Origin of the sequence: Flexivirga caeni (assembly GCF_003724155.1) — a bacterium.
Taxonomy (GTDB): Bacteria; Actinomycetota; Actinomycetes; order Actinomycetales; family Dermatophilaceae; genus Flexivirga; species Flexivirga caeni.
Genome location: NZ_RJJQ01000001.1, coordinates 376,172 through 392,917, shown reverse-complemented (window position 1 = coordinate 392,917; position 16,746 = coordinate 376,172). Strand labels below are relative to the sequence as shown.

Sequence of the window (16,746 nt, the reverse complement as noted above, 5' to 3'; positions counted from 1 at the left end):
CGAGCCGTATGACGAGCCGGCTCGGCACCGCCCGGAGACCCCGGACGCGGTGCACGATCCGTCGCGGCACACCCCTGGCCGCGGCCGCCCGATAAGGAGAACGTATGTCCGACGATGGGATGGAGCAGGCGTCAGCGGCGCCGGCTACTGTGCGACATCACGAGACGGTGGTGTCAGGTCCGGTGGAGCACGACATCACCGACGGCGGCCCCGACATGGTGCAGTTCGTCGACGGGGACGGCAATCGCCTGCCGACGTCCCCGTCGAACGCCGACTACGCGCAGATCGTCGAGGACCTCACTCCCGAGGACGGCCGGTCGATGTACCGCGACCTGGTGCTGGTGCGCCGGATGGACGCGGAGGGGCACGCGCTGCAGCGCCAGGGTGAGCTCGGGCTCTGGCCGTCGCTACTCGGCCAGGAGGCCGCCCAGGTCGGCGCTGGTCGCGCGATGCGGAGGCAGGACTACGCCTTCCCGGGTTATCGCGAGCACGGGGTGGCCTGGTGCCGTGACGTGCCGCCGGAGAACCTGCTCGGTCTCTTCCGTGGCGTCAACCACGGCGGCTGGGACAGCAACGCCAACAACTTCCACCTCTATACGATCGTCATCGGCAACCAGATGCTGCACGCGACCGGCTACGCGATGGGCATCCAGCGCGACGGCGACGTCGGCACGGGCGACCTCGACCGGGACGCGGCCGTCATGGCGTTCACCGGCGACGGCGGCACCGCCCAGGGTGACTTCAACGAGGCGCTCGTCTTCGCCGGCGTCGCGAACGCGCCGATGGTCTTCTTCGTCCAGAACAACCAGTGGGCGATCAGCGAGCCCAACTACAAACAGTTCCGGATCCCGCCATACCAGCGCGCCCGCGGCTTCGGCTTCCCGGGCGTGCGCGTCGACGGCAACGACGTGCTCGCGGTCTATGCCGTGACGAAGGCGGCGCTCGACGCCGCCCGGGCCGGCCAGGGCCCGACCCTGATCGAGGCGTTCACCTACCGGATGGGTGCACACACCACATCCGACGACCCGACGAAATACCGTATCGCCGCCGAGGTCGACATCTGGCGGGAGAAGGACCCGATCGCCCGGATGCGTGGCTTCCTGGCGAGCAAGGGGTACGCCGACGAGGCGTTCTTCGACGCGGTGGACAAGGAAGCCGACGAGCTGGCCGCGCGCATCCGCACGGCCTGTCACGAGATGCCCGACCCGCCCAAACCGGCGATGTTCGACAACATCTACGTCGATCCGCACCCCGTGGTGGAGCGGGAGAAGGCGGAGTTCGTGGCTTACCAGGAGTCGTTCGCCGGGACGGAGGCTGGGCAGTGAAGCTCTCTCTCGCCAAGGGATTGAACGCCGGCTTGCGCAAGGCCATGGAGGACGACCCCAAGGTCGTCCTGATGGGCGAGGACGTCGGCAAGCTCGGCGGCGTCTTCCGCATCACCGAGGGTCTGCAGAAGGATTTCGGCGAAGACCGGGTCGTCGACACGCCGCTGGCCGAGTCCGGCATCGTCGGCACGGCGATCGGTATGGCGCTGCGCGGCTACCGGCCGGTGGTCGAGATCCAGTTCGACGGGTTCATCTACCCGGCGTTCGACCAGATCATCAGCCAACTCGCCAAGATGCACGCCCGGTCCCTTGGGCATTTGAAACTGCCGATCGTGATCCGCGTGCCGTTCGGCGGCGGGATCGGTGCCGTCGAGCACCACTCCGAGTCCAACGAGGCCTATTTCGCGCACACGGCCGGCCTGCGGGTCGTCGCGTGCGCAGACCCGGCGGACGCCTACTGGATGATCCAGCAGGCGATCGCCAGCGACGACCCGGTGATGTTCTACGAGCCGAAGCGCCGCTATCACGAGCGTGCGGAGGTCGAGCTCGACGAAGCGGCCGGTGCGCCGCTGCCATTGCACAGCGCACGCGTCGCACGTCCGGGTGACGACGTCACCGTGCTTGCCTACGGCCCGATGGTGAAGACGTGCCTGGACGCCGCGGGCGCCGCGCAGGCTGAGGGCAAGTCGCTGGAAGTCATTGACCTGCGGTCACTTTCGCCGTTGGACACCGACACGATCTTCGCTTCGGTCCGCAAGACCGGCCGGTGCGTGGTCGTGCACGAGGCATCGACCTTCCTCGGCATGGGAGCTGAACTCGCCGCGCAGGTGCAGCGGGAGTGCTTCTACTCGCTGGAGGCGCCGGTGTTGCGGGTCGGCGGGTACAACATCCCCTACCCGCCGTCGCGTTTCGAGGAGGACTTCTTGCCCGACCTCGACCGCATCCTCGACAGCGTCGACCAAGCGCTCGGTTTCTGAAGGAGATACGCAACATGGGCGTGAAGCAGTTCAAGCTGCCCGATCCCGGCGAGGGCCTGGTCGAGGCCGACATCGTCACCTGGAAGGTGAAGCCGGGCGATGCGGTGAAGGTCAATGACATCGTCGTCGAGATCGAGACCGCGAAGTCACTCGTCGAGTTGCCCATCCCGTGGGAGGGCAGCGTCGTGGAATTGCTCGTCGCCGAGGGCGACACCGTGGAAGTCGGCGCACCGATCGTGTCGATCGAGGTCGCGGGGGCCGAGGACGACGCGCCCTCCGGCCCGGCGGACGCGGAACCCGCTGCGGCTGCTGACGATTCGGAGGAGCGAGTCGCCAACCTGGTGGGCTACGGGTCGGTGTCCGGTGCCACCACGCGGCGTGCCCGCCGGGCGTTCGAAGGCAATCAGGGCCCGAGCTCTCAGGGTGACCCGCTGCCCGCTCCGGACCTGCACGTGCACGTCGCCACCGACGCACTGCCCAGCGCGCCGGCACCTCGGGACGACGCACCGGCGCCGTCCCGCAGCAGGTCCGCTGGCGTCACCCGCCCGGAGTCCGGAGCGAAGGTGCTGGCGAAGCCGCCGGTGCGAAAGTTCGCCAAGGACAACGGGATCGACCTGGCACTGATTGTCCCGACCCGCGCGGACGGAGTGATCAGCCGGGCCGACGTGGAGTCGTTCATCGAGGCGGGCGGAGCGGCACAGGCCGCACAGGCCGCACCGGTCGCGGCGCCCGCGTCATACGACGGAGCGCGGGAGACCCGCATCCCGGTCAAGGGCGTCCGGAAGATGACCGCACAGGCGATGGTCGGATCGGCGTTCACCGCGCCGCACGTGACGGAGTTCGTGGCCGTCGACATGACGCGCACGATGGAGCTGGTCGAAAGGCTGAAGTCCGACCGCGACTTCCGCGATGTCAAGGTCACGCCACTGCTGGTGCTGGCGAAGGCGCTTTGCGTTGCGATCAGACGCAATCCGGGCGTCAACGCGACCTGGGACGAGGCCGCCCAGGAGATCGTCGTCAAGCATTATGTGAATCTCGGCATCGCGGCCGCCACCCCGCGGGGCCTGGTCGTGCCTAACATCAAGGACGCCGACCGGATGTCGATGCGCGAGCTCGGCGAAGCACTCGGCGCGCTCGTCGGCACGGCTCGCGAGGGGCGCACGCCGCCCGCGGACATGGCGGGCGGCACGATCACCATCACCAATGTGGGCGTCTTCGGCGTCGACACTGGCACGCCGATCATCAACCCGGGGGAGTCGGCGATCCTTGCCTTCGGTCAGGTGCGCAAGCAGCCGTGGGTGGTGACCGACGAGCACGGTGTCGACCAGATCGTCCCGCGTCAGGTCACCCAGCTCGGCTTGTCCTTCGACCACCGGCTGATCGACGGCGACCTCGGCTCGCGCTTCCTCGCCGACATCGCTGCGCTGCTCGAAGACCCGGCCAAGGCGCTCGTCTGGGGCTGACGAGCGGCGTCTTCGGGCAAGGGGTCGCCGACATCAGAATCCGCAGGAGGAAAAGTGACCGGTGAGGGTTTCGACTGGCTAGGTCTGTTGCGCGCCCATACCGACAGGTTCGCCGACCTCATCGCTGATGCCGACCTCGACGTGCCGGTGACCTTCTGCCCGAACTGGTCGTTGCGCGATCTCGTGATCCACCTCGGCGGAGTTCATCGTTGGGCGGCCCACGCCGTTGTCGAAGGCAACCCGGATCTCCGGCCGGAACATTTCGACGGCGGACGCTCGGAGCTGGTGGCGTGGTACCGGCAGCATGCCTCCCGTCTCATCGCAGTGCTCGCCGACACGCCCGCGGATGCGCCAGCATGGACCATGGACCAGCGTGATCGCACCGCTGGGTTCTGGCGACGACGCCAGGTCCACGAGACGGTGATGCACGTATGGGACGCGGAGCAAGCGCTCGGAGAAACCCGGCCGATCGATCCCCTGCTCGCATGGAACGGCGTGCTCGAAGTCAGCGAAGTCTTCTACCCCAGACAGGTTCGCCTCGCCCGCATCCGCCCACTACCGACCGCGGTGCGCCTGGTCGCTACTGACGTGCCCGGTGACGTGACGATCGGCGACGGCGAAGCTGCTGCCATGGTCAGGGAGAGGGCAGAGGTGCTCCTGCGCCTGCTCTGGCATCGGGTCGACGCCGATGCGGAGACGACTGACCCAAGGGCGGCAAGAGTGCTCACGTCAGTGGCAGTCACCCCATGATGGGGCGACGGCGTCACAGATCCGTGGTTGCGCCGGCATGGAGTGTCTTCAACTCCAGGTAGATACGGGCGTTCTGGCGGATGCGGTCCTGATCGGTCTCGGTCAGCTGCCGGCGCACCCGGCCGGGGACACCGGCGACCAGCGAGCCGGGCGGGATCTTGGTGCCTTCGGGCACCAGGGCACCCGCGGCGATCAGGCTGCCGGCGCCGATCCGGGCGCCGTTCAGCACGGTCGCGCCCATGCCGACCAGCACGTCGTCCTTGACGGTGCAGCCGTGCAGGATCGCGTTGTGCCCCACCGAAACTCCGGTGCCGACGGTGAGCGGGAAGCGCGGGTCGGCGTGGAGCGCGCACCCGTCCTGGATGTTGCTGTTGGCGCCGATCACGATCGGCGCCAGGTCGGCGCGGATCACCGTGCCGTACCAGATGCCGACCTGCGGCCCGAGCCGGACCTGACCGATCAGCGTCGCGGTGGGCGCCACCCACGCGTCCTCGCCGAGTTCGGGGGTGTGGCCGTCGAGAGAGATCAGCATGGTGGTTCCTTCGGTCCGGTTGGTCTGCTGGTCACGATAGTGCGGTCACGGATCCGCTCCAGGAGTCGGCGTCGGAGCCCCTCGGTCCGGTAGCTTCGGCGCATGGGTTCTACAGGCGGCGGCTCCGACTCGTTCCATTTCGGAGCGTTCTTCGTCCTTCTGAGCATCATCTGGCTCGCGCTGGCGATCGTGATGATCATCGCGTGGGTCAAGATCATCAGCCGCGAGGGTTACTCCGGCGCGTGGGTGCTGATCGCGCTGGTGCCGCTGCTCAACGTGGTCATGTTCCTGGTCTTCGCCTTCAAGGAGAGCCCGGCGCAGCGTGAGCTGAAGCAGCTGCGCGCCTGGGCGGCTTCCGCAGGGCCTCCGGGGCCGCCGATGTATGGCGGAGGGTCAGCCGGCTATCGCTGAGCCGGTCACCTTGCGTTGTCGGCGCTGCGGGCAAGCAGTTGCGCCAGGTGTATGCCGTCAGCTCCCGCCAGGTCGTGCAACTGGGTGCGGCAGGAGAAGCCGTCGGCGAGGATGACGTCACCCGCTTGGGCAGCGCGCACGGCGGGCAGCAGGTGGGTCTCCGCGACCGCGACAGACACCTCGTAGTGGCCCTGCTCGACGCCGAAATTGCCTGCCAGCCCGCAACATCCGCCGACTCGCGTGACGTCCGCGCCTGCCGCCCGCAGCAACTGCTCGTCGGCAGCCCAGTTCATCACCGCGTGATGGTGGCAGTGCGGCTGGGCGATGACCCGGGTCCTGGACAGGTCCGGCGGCTGCCAGCCCTTCGTGCGGCTCAGCAGCTCGGCGAGCGTGGCCGTCGCGTCCGCGACCGCGCGCGCTCCGGCGTCGGCGGGCAGCAACTCCCGCAGATCGTGCCGTAGCACCGCAGTGCACGAGGGCTCGACACCGACGATCGGCACGCCGTCATTCGCCGCTGGGGCGAGTGTCGAAACCAGCGCGCGCAGAGTCGCTTTCGCGGCATCGAGCTGTCCGGTCGAGATGAGTGTCAGCCCGCAGCACACCGAGCGTGGAGGCAGCACCGGCTGATAGCCGGCGTCCCGCAGCACCGTCACCATCGCCGCGCCGATCTCCGGGGTGAACTGGTCGGTGAAAGTGTCGACCCACAGCAGTGCCGGATTGTCAGTGACGCCGGGGAGGTAGGGCCGCAGTCCGTGCTCGGTGGCCCACTCGGCGAACGACACCGGTCCGATCACCGGGATGGACCGGCGTGGGTCAACCCCCGCCATCCGTTTGGCGAGTCCGACCCGGTCGCCGAAACGCATTGCCAGCCGGGAGACTCGGGGCGTACGCCGGGCAAGTCGCAGCCACTGCGGCAGCCGGCCCAGCGTGTAGTGCGAGACCGGGCGGCGGCGCCCGGCATACGCCTGCTGCAGCACCTCCGACTTCAGCGATGCCATGTCGACACCGGTCGGGCAATCGGACAGGCAGCCCTTGCAGGACAGGCACAGATCGAGCGCCTCGTGCACCTCCGGCGCCCGCCAATCCGGTTGCACGACAGTGCCGTTGATCATCTCTTGCAGCACTCGCGACCGTCCCCGGGTGGAGTCCTTCTCCTCCCGCGTCGCCTGGTATGACGGGCACATCACGGCGTCGGGACCGGTGCCCACCGCGCGGCACTTCCCCACCCCGGTGCAGCGGTGCACCGCCTGCGACAGGTCACCGCCGTCAGACGCCCAGGCGAGAGCGAGTTGCCGTCCGCGGGTCGAGGCCGGTGCGGCAGGTGCCGGGAATCTCAGATCAGCATCGATCGGCGCTGGATCGACGAGAACGCCCGGATTCAAAAGGTTTTCGGGATCGCACACCCGCTTCACGGCGGCGAAAAGAGCGAGGGATTCGGCGTCATACATGTGGGGGAGCAGCTCGCTGCGCGCCCGCCCGTCGCCGTGCTCACCGGACAGCGACCCGCCATACCGCCCGACGAGCTCGGCGGCGTCGGTCATGAATGACCGCAACACCGTGCCCGCGTCCGGGCGCTGCAGCGGCAGGTCGAGCCGGACGTGCATGCACCCGTCGCCGAAGTGCCCGAACGGCGCGGACGTCAGCCCATGGGAAGCGACCAGTTCGTCGAAATCGCGCAGGTAGTCGCCGAGCCGCTCGGGTGGCACTGCGGCATCCTCCCAGCCTGGCCAGGCCGGCTCACCCGCAGGCGACCGCCCGGCCAGCCCGGCGCCGTCGGCCCGGATCCGCCACAGCTGCGCCGTCTCAGCGGCGGAGGTGACCACCCGCGAATCCACAGCTCCGAGAGCCGAATCCGCGGCAACTGCGGACGCCCGAGCCTCCACCTCCGCAGCGTCGTCTCCGCTCACCTCCACGAAGAGCCACGCCCCACCGCGCGGCAGGTCCGGGACGGCGTCGGCACCGCGCCGGTCGCGCAGCACGTCGGTCAGCCGCGCATCGAGCCCCTCGCACGCTGTCGGCCGGTGCGCCAGCACGGCGGGTGCTGCCGTGCCCGCCGCGACGATGTCGGCGAACCCGAGGGCGATCATCCGCCGGTGCGCGGGGTCGGGCACCAGCCGCACGGTGGCCTCGGTGACGACGCCGAGCGTTCCCTCGGAGCCGACCAGGAAGCGCGCCACGTCGGCGCCTCGCTCGGGCAGCAAGTGCTCCATCGCATAGCCGGACACCTGCCGCCCGAACCGGCCGAACTGCGTCCGGATGAGCGCGAGGCAAGCGGCGGCGAGCGCGCGCAACGCGGTCGCCTCCGCCGAGGCGATCGCGTCATCCGACTCGGAGACAACTGCGAATTCCGTTGTGGTGCCGAAGAACCCGCGCAGCGCAAGGACGTTGTCCGCAGTCCGGCCGTAGCCCAGGCTGCGCGATCCGCAGGCATTGTTCCCGATCATGCCGCCGATGGTGCAGCGGGTCGATGTCGACGGGTCCGGCCCGAAGCGCAACCCGTATGGCGCGGCAGCTCGCTGCAGCTGGTCCTGCACCACGCCCGGCTCGACGCGCGCGGTGCCTGCCTCGGCGTCGATCTCCAGCACCCGGTTGAAGTGCCGCGACAGGTCCGCCACGACGCCGGGGCCGACGGCATTCCCCGCGACCGAGGTGCCGGCGCCGCGCGTGGTGAAGGTCGCACCCGCGTCGCGCGCCACGGCATACGCGGTGGTGAGTTCCTCGGCGGAGCGCGGGAATACGACGACCGCGGGCGGCACCCGATAGAGCGAGGCGTCCGAGCTGTATGCCGCGCGTGTAGTTGCGTCATCGCGGACCTCGAGTCCGGCGGAGCGCAGCGCCACGGGGAGAGACATAGGTAACATGTTACCCATGTCCTTGGCGGAAACCGCCGCGGCTCAGGTCCGCGGCTGGCTGTATGACGGCACGATCGGCCACGACACCTTCCACTCGGTGCCCGGGATCGCCCACCGTCTCGGCATGTCCCGCAGTCCCGTCCGGGAGGGCCTGCTCTCGCTCGCGGAAGCCGGTCTGATCGAGTTCGTGCCACAGCGCGGATTCCGGGCGGTGCGTCCGAGCGGGCAGGACGTCGCGGAAATCTTCGCCCTGCGGCTCGCCCTCGAGCCCGGTGCGGCGGCGACGGCCGCACGCCACGCCACAGCTGCCCTCGGAGAGGAGCTGCGCGAGCAGCTCGCCGCCATGCGTCACGCCGCGAAGGCAGGCGACGACCCCGGATTCGCTGCGGCGGACGAGCGGCTGCACACCGCGATCCTGGCCGCAGGCGGAAACACGCGCCTGGTCTCGCTCATCGCGGGTCTGCGTGACACGACCCGGCTGATCGGGGCGTCGACCGCAGGCCGCTCGCGTTCGCTGGCGCAGATCCTCGCCGAGCACGAGCCGGTCGTCACCGCGATCGAGGCGCGCGACGCCGAGCAGGCAGCCGCCGAGATGCGCGCGCACCTGCTGACCACCGGCCGGCTGCTGATCGCGCAGGCCCACGCGGACGGTGACGCGCAGGCCGAGCAGGCGTGGGAGCGCCTGGTCAGCGGGTAGCGGTCCACCATACGGCCGAAGGGCGCCCGGCATACGCCGAGCGCCCTTCGGGCTATCTGAAATTCAGTCCGCGCTGTGCCTCGGCTGCCGCGACTCGTCGACCTCGCTCAGGGTGCTGCCGTCCGTGGGTTCGTGCCTGCCCGGGACACCGATGCCCGCCGCGACCGGTTCGGCCGACTCGTGCACCGCGTCGAAGGACGCCCCTTCGGCCTGCACGGCTTCGGCGGCCGCTGCCTGCATCGCCGACTGGCTCCGCAGGGTGATCTTCGGCATCAGCCAAGTCACCAGGAACGCCACGAACATCAGCACGGCGGCGCAGAGGAAGACCAGCACCATGGACTTGGAGAAGCCGACCTTGAACGGGTGCGTGACTTCGGCGGGGTAGTTGTTGAGCACGTCGGAGTTGCTGAGCACCTGTGCGCCGATGAGCTTGAAGTCCGCTGCGTGCGTGGCCAGTGACGGGTCCTGATGGATCGCCGACGCGATCGACGACTGGATCTTGCCGGCCACCGTCGAGAACAGGATGGACAGGAAGATCGCGACACCCAGGGTGCCACCGGTGGACCGGAAGAAGGTGGCGGCCGAGGTGGCCACTCCGATCTCGGCGGGCGGCACCGCATTCTGCACGATCAGGGTCAGCGGCTGCATACACAGCCCGATCCCGACGCCGACGACGAACATGTCGACCATGACCAGGCCGAGGCTGGTGTCCGCACCGATCTGCCACAGCAGCAGGAACCCGACCGTGGCGATGAAGGTGCCGATCGTCGGCAGCCGGCGCAGCCGGCCGGTGCGAGCGGTGATCTGGCCGGAGACGATGCCGGAGAGCATCATGCCGACGACCATGGGCAGCATCATCAGCCCGGACTTCATCGGTGACGCCTCGTGCACGATCTGCATGTAGAGAGGCAGCATGGTGATGCCGCCGAACATCGCCATACCGACGATGACCGAGGCGATGATGGTGACGGTCGCGGCCCGCAGCTTGAAGATCCGCAGCGGGATCAGCGCGTCGTTGCCCATCTTGGCCTCGACCGCGATGAAGCTGATCAGGCCGATGGCTGCGATGACGTAGCAGACGATCGACTTGCCGGCGCCCCAGCCCCAGGTCTGGCCCTGGTCGGCCACGGTCAGCGCGGGCACCAGACAGACCACCAGGGTGATGGCGCCCCACCAGTCGATGCGCGCCTCGCGCCGGATGTGTGGCAGGTGCAGCGTCTTGACGACGACGAAGAACGCCACGATGCCGATCGGCACGTTCACCAGGAAGACCCAGCGCCACCCGGTGATGCTCAGGATCGAGTGACTCTCGGCGAGGAATCCGCCCACGACCGGGCCGAGCACCGACGAGGTGCCGAAGACGGCCATGAAATAACCGGTGTACTTGGCTCGCTCCCGCGGCGGCACGATGTCGCCGATGATCGCCAGGGCGAGGCTCATCAGGCCACCGGCGCCGATGCCCTGGAAGGCGCGGAACGCGGCCAGTTCGTACATCGAGGTCACAAACGAACACGCCAGGGATCCGATCACGAAGACCGTGATCGAGAAGAGGAAGAGCTTCTTGCGGCCGTAGAGGTCGCCCAGCTTGCCGTAGATCGGCGTGCTGATCGTGGACGTGATCAGGTATGCCGTGGTCACCCAGGCCTGGATCGACAGACCGTGCAGGTCGTCGGAGATGGTGCGGATTGCCGTGCTGACGATCGTCTGGTCGAGCGCGGCGAGGAACATGCCGAGCATCAGACCCATCAGGATCGTCAGGACCTGCCGGTGGGTGTATTCACCGTCCGAGGGGGCAGTCTTGGCCGCCGTAGAGGCGCTCACGAAGCATCCTTTCGAGTTGTGGGGGCCGTGGGGTAGTCGAGGTCGACGGACTGCCCGCGGGAGCGGTCGAGTTCCCCGCCCAGTGCGGTGGACAGCCGGTGCAATTGGTTCGCGAAGGTGATCGCTTCGTCGTTCGTCCAGTCCGAGAGCAGGCCCTGGATCCAGGCCACGCGCAGGTCCTGCAGGCGCGCGATGAGGGCGTCGCCGTCGGAGGTGAGTGCCACTCGTTGGGCGCGACCGTCGTCGGGGTCTGAGACCTTCGCGACCAGCCCCTGAGTGACCAGGCTGGTCACCTGGCGGCTGACCGTGGACACGTCCGAGTGCACGTGCTCGGCCAGGGCGGACACCCTGGCCGGTCCCCGGTGCAGGTCGAACAGCACCGGGTATGACGAAGCCTCCACGTCGGCTTGCCGCTTGGCGTGCAGCCGGCGGGCTTCGATCTTCTTGACCAGGTGGATGAGCTCGACGGAGAGCTCGCTCGCAATTGCGTGATCGACGGACATGGGGTCTTCCTGAGGTTCGGGCCGGTCGAGGAGGTCGGGCCGGCAGCCGGGCGGCTGCTTGGTCCATGGCCCGGCAGAAGTCCGCGGGTCTGCTCATTTGTTTGCAACAAGCAACTATATGCATTGGGGGCCGATGTTCCAAATCGAAACGCTGTGAGGGGTGTCACGCGGCGCCCCGAGCGGGCGGCGCGACCGAGTCAGCAGGCGGCGCAGCGACGCCGCGGGCGGCATACAGCCCGGGGCTCAGGGGGTGACGGCCAGGCGGTTCAGGACGGCGGCGGCGACGGACGGGTCGCCGTCAACCGTGTAGCGCAGGTCTGCGGTCGGCACCCGGCCCGCTCCGCGCCGGGTGAGTGCCTCAGTGGTCAGCCGGATCGTGGTGATCGAGCCCTTCGGCACGATGATGACTTCGCCGGTGGTTTCGTCCGTCTCGTCGACGTGCGCCTGCCCCGAGAAGAGCGACTCGCCCCACAGCGTGCCGTCCGGTTTCGGGGTGATGCGCACGCCCTCCCGCGCGAGCACCGGCCCGGTGGACTCGATGATCACCGAGGTGCCCGGCTGCAGTCCGGCCTTGGCGGCCCGGGCCGGGAACGCCTGCAGCACGGTGTTCACGAAGGCTGCCGCGGCCGGCGAGTCGAGGTTGCCCGGGCGGCCGAGCGCCTCGCGCAGGTCCTGTTCGTGGCACCAGATGTCGATGATGCGCACCGGCAGCTGCTCCCCGAGAGTGGCGAGTCCGCCGAGCACCGGGGTGACGGGAGTGTCCAGGGTGTTGCCAGGATCGCGCAGCGCCCGCAACCGGCGGGGCAGCACGTGTGCGAGCTCCTGGACGACCTCGTGGCCGGTGCGGGAGCGGCGCTCCTCCACCGCCTGCTCCATGAAACGCCCGAAATCGCTGCGGATCCACGGATATTCGGGCACCTCCACCTGGTTGAACTCGCCGGTTACGAAGCCGGACTCCAGCCCGACGACGTGCGAGATCTGATCCTTGACGGTCCATCCGGGACACTGGGTCGGCTTGCCGAAGTCTTCGGGCCGGCAGGTGAGGCCGAGGTCGAGCACGGCCTGCGCCGTGCCGGCATACGCCGCCACCAGTTCGTCGAGGGTTTCCGGTGGGAGCGGTCGTGTCGACATACCGACCAAGGTAGCCGCTACCCGCCGCTGCACCGACCGGATCGACCACAGGCTGCGGGACTTAACCTTCTCGGGTGACCAGTCAGCCCAGCGCCCGTCCGACGTCGACCGGCCGGCCGATCGCCATCGCCGCGCTTGCCGGGCTGATCGCCTGCGCCGCCGCGCTGCAGTTCACCGGAGCGGCCGACAAGCTGCAACTGCTCGACCCCGGCGCGACCGTGCGCTGGGGGCTGCCGCTCGCCACGATGCTCTTCGAGCTGTCGATCGCGCTAACCGTCGGGTTGCTGCTGCTCGGCGGGCTGTTGATGCCCGAGGGCGCCAAGACCGCGCGTCGTTTCCGCGTCGGCCGGTATGCCGCCTGGTCGGCCCTCTCCTGGGCCTTTTTCGGTGTCGTGAGCGTCGTGCTCGGGTATGCCGACGACGCCGGGGTGCGCGTCGGGTCCAGCGGTTTCTGGACCGGAGTATGGCGCTGGACCTGGCAACTCGAACTCCTGCGCAACCCGGCGATCACCGCGCTGGTGGGGCTGGCCATCGCGATCGCGTGCTTCGCGGGAGCCGGCCGTGACGGGCAGGCGTGGCTTTTCTTCGGCGCGCTCGTCTCGCTGTGGCCGCTCGCGTTGGTCGGGCACGCCGCCGGCAGCAACGACCACGACGCGGCCGTCAACTCGCTGGCGTTCCACCTGCTCGGCGTGGCGCTGTGGGTGGGCGGGCTGCTCGCCATACTCCTGATGTGGCCGCGGCTCGGCAAGGGCGCACCCGACGTGGTCGCGCGGTTCTCGGCGATCGCGACCTGGTGCTATGCGATCGTGGGCCTCTCCGGCCTGCTCAACGCGTGGATCCGGCTGGGCGGTTTCGGCGGGCTGGACTCGCGGTACTCCGTGATCGCGCTGGCCAAGGTCGCGGCGCTGCTCGCGCTCGGCGTGCTCGGCTGGTTCCAGCGGCACCGGGTGGTCGACCGGCTCCGGGTCGACAGTTCGTCGAAGACGGGTCGGGCGGCCTTCGGGCGACTGGCGGCACTCGAAGGGCTGGTGATGGTGGTCGCCATCGGCCTCGGCGCGGCATTGTCGCGCTCGCAGCCGCCCGTGTCCGGCCAATCACCGCTGCAGAAAACCGATATCGCGTTCTCGCTGACCGATTTCCCGACGCCTGCGCCGCTGGTGACCAGCAGCTGGTTCGCGGCCTGGCGGGTCGAGTGGCTGTTCACCGCGGTCGCCGTGATCGCGCTCGGGGTCTATCTGCACTGGGTATGGCGGCTGCACCGCCGTGGCGACAAGTGGCCGGTCGCCCGCACCGTCTGGTGGATCTGCGGGTGGGCGTGCTTCGTTTACTTCGTCGACGGTGCCCCCGCGATCTACGGCCACGTCGTGTTCTCCATGCACATGCTGATGCACATGGGCGTGTCCATGCTGGTGCCGATCTGCCTGGTGCGCGGCGGCATCGTGACCCTTGCGATGCGCGCCCTGCCGAAGCGCTCCGACGGCACGCTCGGCCCGCGGGAGATCCTGCTGGCGGTCATGCACTCACGGATCTTCGGGTTCTTCGCCAACCCGGTCATCGCCGCGACGCTCTCCTTCGGCACGCTGATCGCGTTCTACTACTCGCCGTGGTTCTACCTCTCGCTCACCACGCACACCGGGCACGTGCTGATGGTGACCCACTTCATGATCACCGGCTACGTCTATGCCTACTCGCTCGTCGGCATCGACCCCGGGCCGAAGCGCTGGGCGCCGCCGATCCGGATGCTCGTCCTGCTGATCGCGATCGCCTTCCACGCGTTCTTCGGCGTCGCGATGATGACGGGCACCACGCTGCTGGCGCCCGACTTCTTCTCGGTGCTGCACCTGTCCTGGGTGCCGAACCCGCTGGTCGACCAGCAGCGCGCGGGCACCGTCGCGTGGGGCGCAGGGGAGTTCCCGACGTTCATGTTCGCCATGCTGATCGCCTCCGAGTGGTATCGCAGCGATCGCGCCGCGGGCGAGCGAGCCGAGCGCCAGGCTGCTCGTGACGGCGACGCGGAGTTGAATGCGTACAACGACTATCTCGCGGCGCGTGCTCGTGCTGAGGCCACCGGAAGCCGGACTACCGAAAGGGATTGATCGCCATGCGAATTGCCGTCGTCCAGTTGGCGTATGACGACACGGAGTCGGTCGCCGAGCGCACCGCGCGGGTGACCGGGCTGGTGCATGCCGAGAGTGGCGCAGACCTCGTGGTGCTTCCTGAGCTGTGGTCGGCCGGCGGGTTCTCCTACCGAGACTGGCCACAGCGGTCGCAGGACCTGGGCGGCCCGGTCATCGCGGCGCTCGCGGACGCTGCCCGCGACGCCGGCGTCTGGCTGCACGGCGGTTCGATCGCGGAGCACCCGTCGTCCGGCGAGACCGGGCCCGAAGGGAAGTCGTTGTGGAACACGTCGGTGCTGATCGCGCCGGATGGGAGGGTCGCCGCGACCTACCGCAAGATCCACCGTTTCGGTTTCGGGGGCGGCGAACCCAAGCTGATGGAGGCCGGCGAGGACGTCGTCGTCACCGACCTCGCCGGGGTGCAGGCGGGCCTGTCGACCTGCTACGACCTGCGGTTTCCCGAGCTCTACCGAGCACAGGTGGATCGCGGGGCGGCGCTCTTCGTCATACCTGCTGCGTGGCCGGCAGCACGGGTCGAGGCGTGGTCGTTGCTGCTGCGGGCCCGGGCGATCGAGGACCAGTGCTTCGTGATCGGCTGCAACACCGCGGGCACGCACGCAGGCACCGAGATGGGCGGCCACAGCGCGGTCATCGCGCCCACCGGCGAGGTGCTGGCTGAGGCGGGCACCGGCCCGGAAGTGCTGCGCGTCGACATCGACCCGGCTGCGGTGGCGGAGTTCCGCGACGCTTTCCCAGTGCTGCGCGACCGCCGGCTGTAGGCCACGCGCCGCCCGCGGTCCGTCCCTAAGTCTCGACGGTCGAGGTTTCGGGACGGTCGGGGGCGAGTTTCGCGTCCCTAAGTCTCGACGGTCGCGCCTTCGGGGCGCCATACCGCCGGTTTCGCGTCCCTAAGTCTCGACGGTCGCGCCTTCGGGACGCCCCAGGCCCGCCGCGCAGCGACCCGACCCGAAACTCAGCTCGATTCGGCGACGAGCGCGCCGGCAAAGCCGAGCATCACGACACCGGTGGCGCCTTCGATGGAGCGTCGGACGGTGACTCGCTGCAGCACGCGCGACGCGATGCCGGCAATCGCGACGAGGGCGACGAGCACGACGGAACCCACTGCGGCGAGGGTCATCGCATAGGTGAGCAGCGTTGCCACGCTTGCGTGTTCGCCGACGAACTGCGGCAGCACCGCGATGTTGAAGGCCAGCACCTTCGGGTTGGTGATGTTGCACAGGAAGCCCTGCCGGGCGGCCGACCACGGGCTGCGCCGCATCGCGGCACCGGTCACCACCGCGGCTTCCCCGGACTGCATCCGCCAGGCAGCCCGGATCGCGAGGAACCCGAGATAGGCGAGGTATGCCGCGCCGACCCACTTGATGATCCGGAAGACGGTCTCGGCGTGCACCAGGATCGCACCGAGCCCGGACGCCGCGAGGACGCCTTGCACGATGTTGGCGACGAGGATGCCGACTGCTGTCCACGCTCCACGTCGCCGGCCACCGATCAGCGTGCTGCGCAGGGTCAGCAGCGAGTCAGGGCCGGGAGCGATGGCCAGCACGATGGCGAGCGCGACGAACGAGAGGTACTGCGTCATACGCGAAATGGTATGACGGTGCCCGGCATACGGACACCGCCGTCCCACCAGCTGACCGCCGGAACGGACCCTGCAGCTACCGTCTGCATCGCAGACCCACCGGACGTGAAGGACACCAGATGAAGGTCGTGGCACCGAACGGCGAGAAGTACCGCGTGCGCCGCAAGTGGCTGCCGTGGCGACGCAAGGCGAAGGCGAGGGATCTGGACTGGATCAACATCCCGGACATCGGCGACGATCCGATCAGCTTGATCATCCTCGGGATCATCCTGGTGCCGATGATCGTGATCCTCGTGATCTTCCTCGGTGAGTTTCTGCTGTTGCTCCTGTTCTTCCCGCTCGTGATGATTGCGCGGTCGATCTTCGGCAAACCGTGGACCATCGAGGTCACACAGCGCGGCCGGTTGCAAGCGGCGGAGCAGGTCAAGGGCTGGGGTCCGTCGCGCGAGCGCATCCCGCAGATCGCGAAGCTGATCGCGAGCGGCGGCCTGCCCGCGCTCCACCGGTCACGGCCGGACTACCCGACCACGCGGGGCCGCGTGCGGTAGCGGCTCACCGCCGCGCGAC

General features: G+C 69.0%; 15 protein-coding genes. 9 read left to right on the top strand and 6 right to left on the bottom strand.

All coding sequences use genetic code 11. The annotated features are described in order from the left end of the window. The first annotated feature begins 104 nt into the window (after positions 1 to 104). The 4 genes from pdhA to EFY87_RS01955 are packed head-to-tail and all read left to right on the top strand — an operon-like array spanning position 105 to position 4,515. On the top strand, positions 105 to 1,325 hold the full coding sequence (gene pdhA / locus EFY87_RS01970) for a pyruvate dehydrogenase (acetyl-transferring) E1 component subunit alpha (protein ID WP_181445421.1): 1,221 nt from the start codon (positions 105 to 107) through the stop codon (positions 1,323 to 1,325). After that, positions 1,322 to 2,302 carry an alpha-ketoacid dehydrogenase subunit beta gene (locus EFY87_RS01965; RefSeq protein ID WP_281276136.1) on the top strand — a complete coding sequence of 327 codons (981 nt, stop codon included), beginning with the start codon at positions 1,322 to 1,324 and terminating at the stop codon, positions 2,300 to 2,302. Before pdhA ends, EFY87_RS01965 begins: the two co-directional genes overlap by 4 nt. 14 nt (positions 2,303 to 2,316) lie before the next feature. Next, positions 2,317 to 3,765, top strand: coding sequence for a dihydrolipoamide acetyltransferase family protein (locus EFY87_RS01960; RefSeq protein WP_123269623.1), 1,449 nt, complete (start codon positions 2,317 to 2,319; stop codon positions 3,763 to 3,765). Positions 3,766 to 3,819: 54 nt separating this feature from the next. Next, positions 3,820 to 4,515, top strand: coding sequence for a maleylpyruvate isomerase family mycothiol-dependent enzyme (locus tag EFY87_RS01955; RefSeq protein WP_123269621.1), 696 nt, complete (start codon positions 3,820 to 3,822; stop codon positions 4,513 to 4,515). 13 nt (positions 4,516 to 4,528) lie between these two features. On the opposite strand, the gene EFY87_RS01950 is transcribed toward EFY87_RS01955, so the two are convergent. Next, the gene (locus EFY87_RS01950) at positions 4,529 to 5,047 is read right to left on the bottom strand and encodes a gamma carbonic anhydrase family protein (RefSeq protein WP_123269620.1); all 519 of its coding nucleotides are present in this window, start codon (positions 5,045 to 5,047) and stop codon (positions 4,529 to 4,531) included. A gap of 102 nt (positions 5,048 to 5,149) precedes the next feature. Between EFY87_RS01950 and EFY87_RS01945 the strand changes: the two genes are divergently transcribed. Continuing rightward, entirely contained in the window at positions 5,150 to 5,458 is a 309-nt protein-coding gene (locus EFY87_RS01945; RefSeq protein WP_123269618.1) for a DUF805 domain-containing protein, read from the top strand. 5 nt (positions 5,459 to 5,463) lie between these two features. On the opposite strand, the gene EFY87_RS01940 is transcribed toward EFY87_RS01945, so the two are convergent. Further along, positions 5,464 to 8,310, bottom strand: coding sequence for an FAD-binding and (Fe-S)-binding domain-containing protein (locus EFY87_RS01940; RefSeq protein ID WP_342769091.1), 2,847 nt, complete (start codon positions 8,308 to 8,310; stop codon positions 5,464 to 5,466). A 16-nt stretch (positions 8,311 to 8,326) separates the two neighbouring features. Between EFY87_RS01940 and EFY87_RS01935 the strand changes: the two genes are divergently transcribed. After that, on the top strand, positions 8,327 to 9,007 hold the full coding sequence (locus EFY87_RS01935) for a GntR family transcriptional regulator (protein WP_158607463.1): 681 nt from the start codon (positions 8,327 to 8,329) through the stop codon (positions 9,005 to 9,007). 63 nt (positions 9,008 to 9,070) lie between these two features. Here EFY87_RS01935 and EFY87_RS01930 read toward each other — a convergent pair whose 3' ends face one another. The 3 genes from EFY87_RS01930 to EFY87_RS01920 form a co-directional block, all read right to left on the bottom strand. Beyond that, positions 9,071 to 10,828 (bottom strand): MDR family MFS transporter, encoded by a 1,758-nt coding sequence (locus EFY87_RS01930; protein ID WP_245988300.1) that lies wholly within the window; start codon positions 10,826 to 10,828, stop codon positions 9,071 to 9,073. Next, positions 10,825 to 11,331 carry a MarR family winged helix-turn-helix transcriptional regulator gene (locus EFY87_RS01925; protein WP_123269615.1) on the bottom strand — a complete coding sequence of 169 codons (507 nt, stop codon included), beginning with the start codon at positions 11,329 to 11,331 and terminating at the stop codon, positions 10,825 to 10,827. Before EFY87_RS01925 ends, EFY87_RS01930 begins: the two co-directional genes overlap by 4 nt. Before the next feature lie 243 nt (positions 11,332 to 11,574). After that, on the bottom strand, positions 11,575 to 12,462 hold the full coding sequence (locus tag EFY87_RS01920) for a maleylpyruvate isomerase family mycothiol-dependent enzyme (protein WP_123269613.1): 888 nt from the start codon (positions 12,460 to 12,462) through the stop codon (positions 11,575 to 11,577). Positions 12,463 to 12,536: 74 nt separating this feature from the next. Here EFY87_RS01920 and EFY87_RS01915 point away from each other — a divergent pair, with 74 nt between their 5' ends. Next, the gene (locus tag EFY87_RS01915; protein WP_123269611.1) at positions 12,537 to 14,558 is read left to right on the top strand and encodes a bifunctional copper resistance protein CopD/cytochrome c oxidase assembly protein; all 2,022 of its coding nucleotides are present in this window, start codon (positions 12,537 to 12,539) and stop codon (positions 14,556 to 14,558) included. Positions 14,559 to 14,563: 5 nt separating this feature from the next. Next, the gene (locus EFY87_RS01910; RefSeq protein ID WP_123269609.1) at positions 14,564 to 15,358 is read left to right on the top strand and encodes a carbon-nitrogen family hydrolase; all 795 of its coding nucleotides are present in this window, start codon (positions 14,564 to 14,566) and stop codon (positions 15,356 to 15,358) included. A gap of 194 nt (positions 15,359 to 15,552) precedes the next feature. On the opposite strand, the gene EFY87_RS01905 is transcribed toward EFY87_RS01910, so the two are convergent. Beyond that, a complete protein-coding gene (locus tag EFY87_RS01905; protein ID WP_123269607.1) occupies positions 15,553 to 16,179 on the bottom strand; it encodes a LysE family translocator in 627 nt (208 codons plus the stop codon). A gap of 119 nt (positions 16,180 to 16,298) precedes the next feature. Between EFY87_RS01905 and EFY87_RS01900 the strand changes: the two genes are divergently transcribed. Beyond that, on the top strand, positions 16,299 to 16,727 hold the full coding sequence (locus EFY87_RS01900; protein WP_123269606.1) for a hypothetical protein: 429 nt from the start codon (positions 16,299 to 16,301) through the stop codon (positions 16,725 to 16,727). Positions 16,728 to 16,746 lie beyond the last annotated feature (19 nt).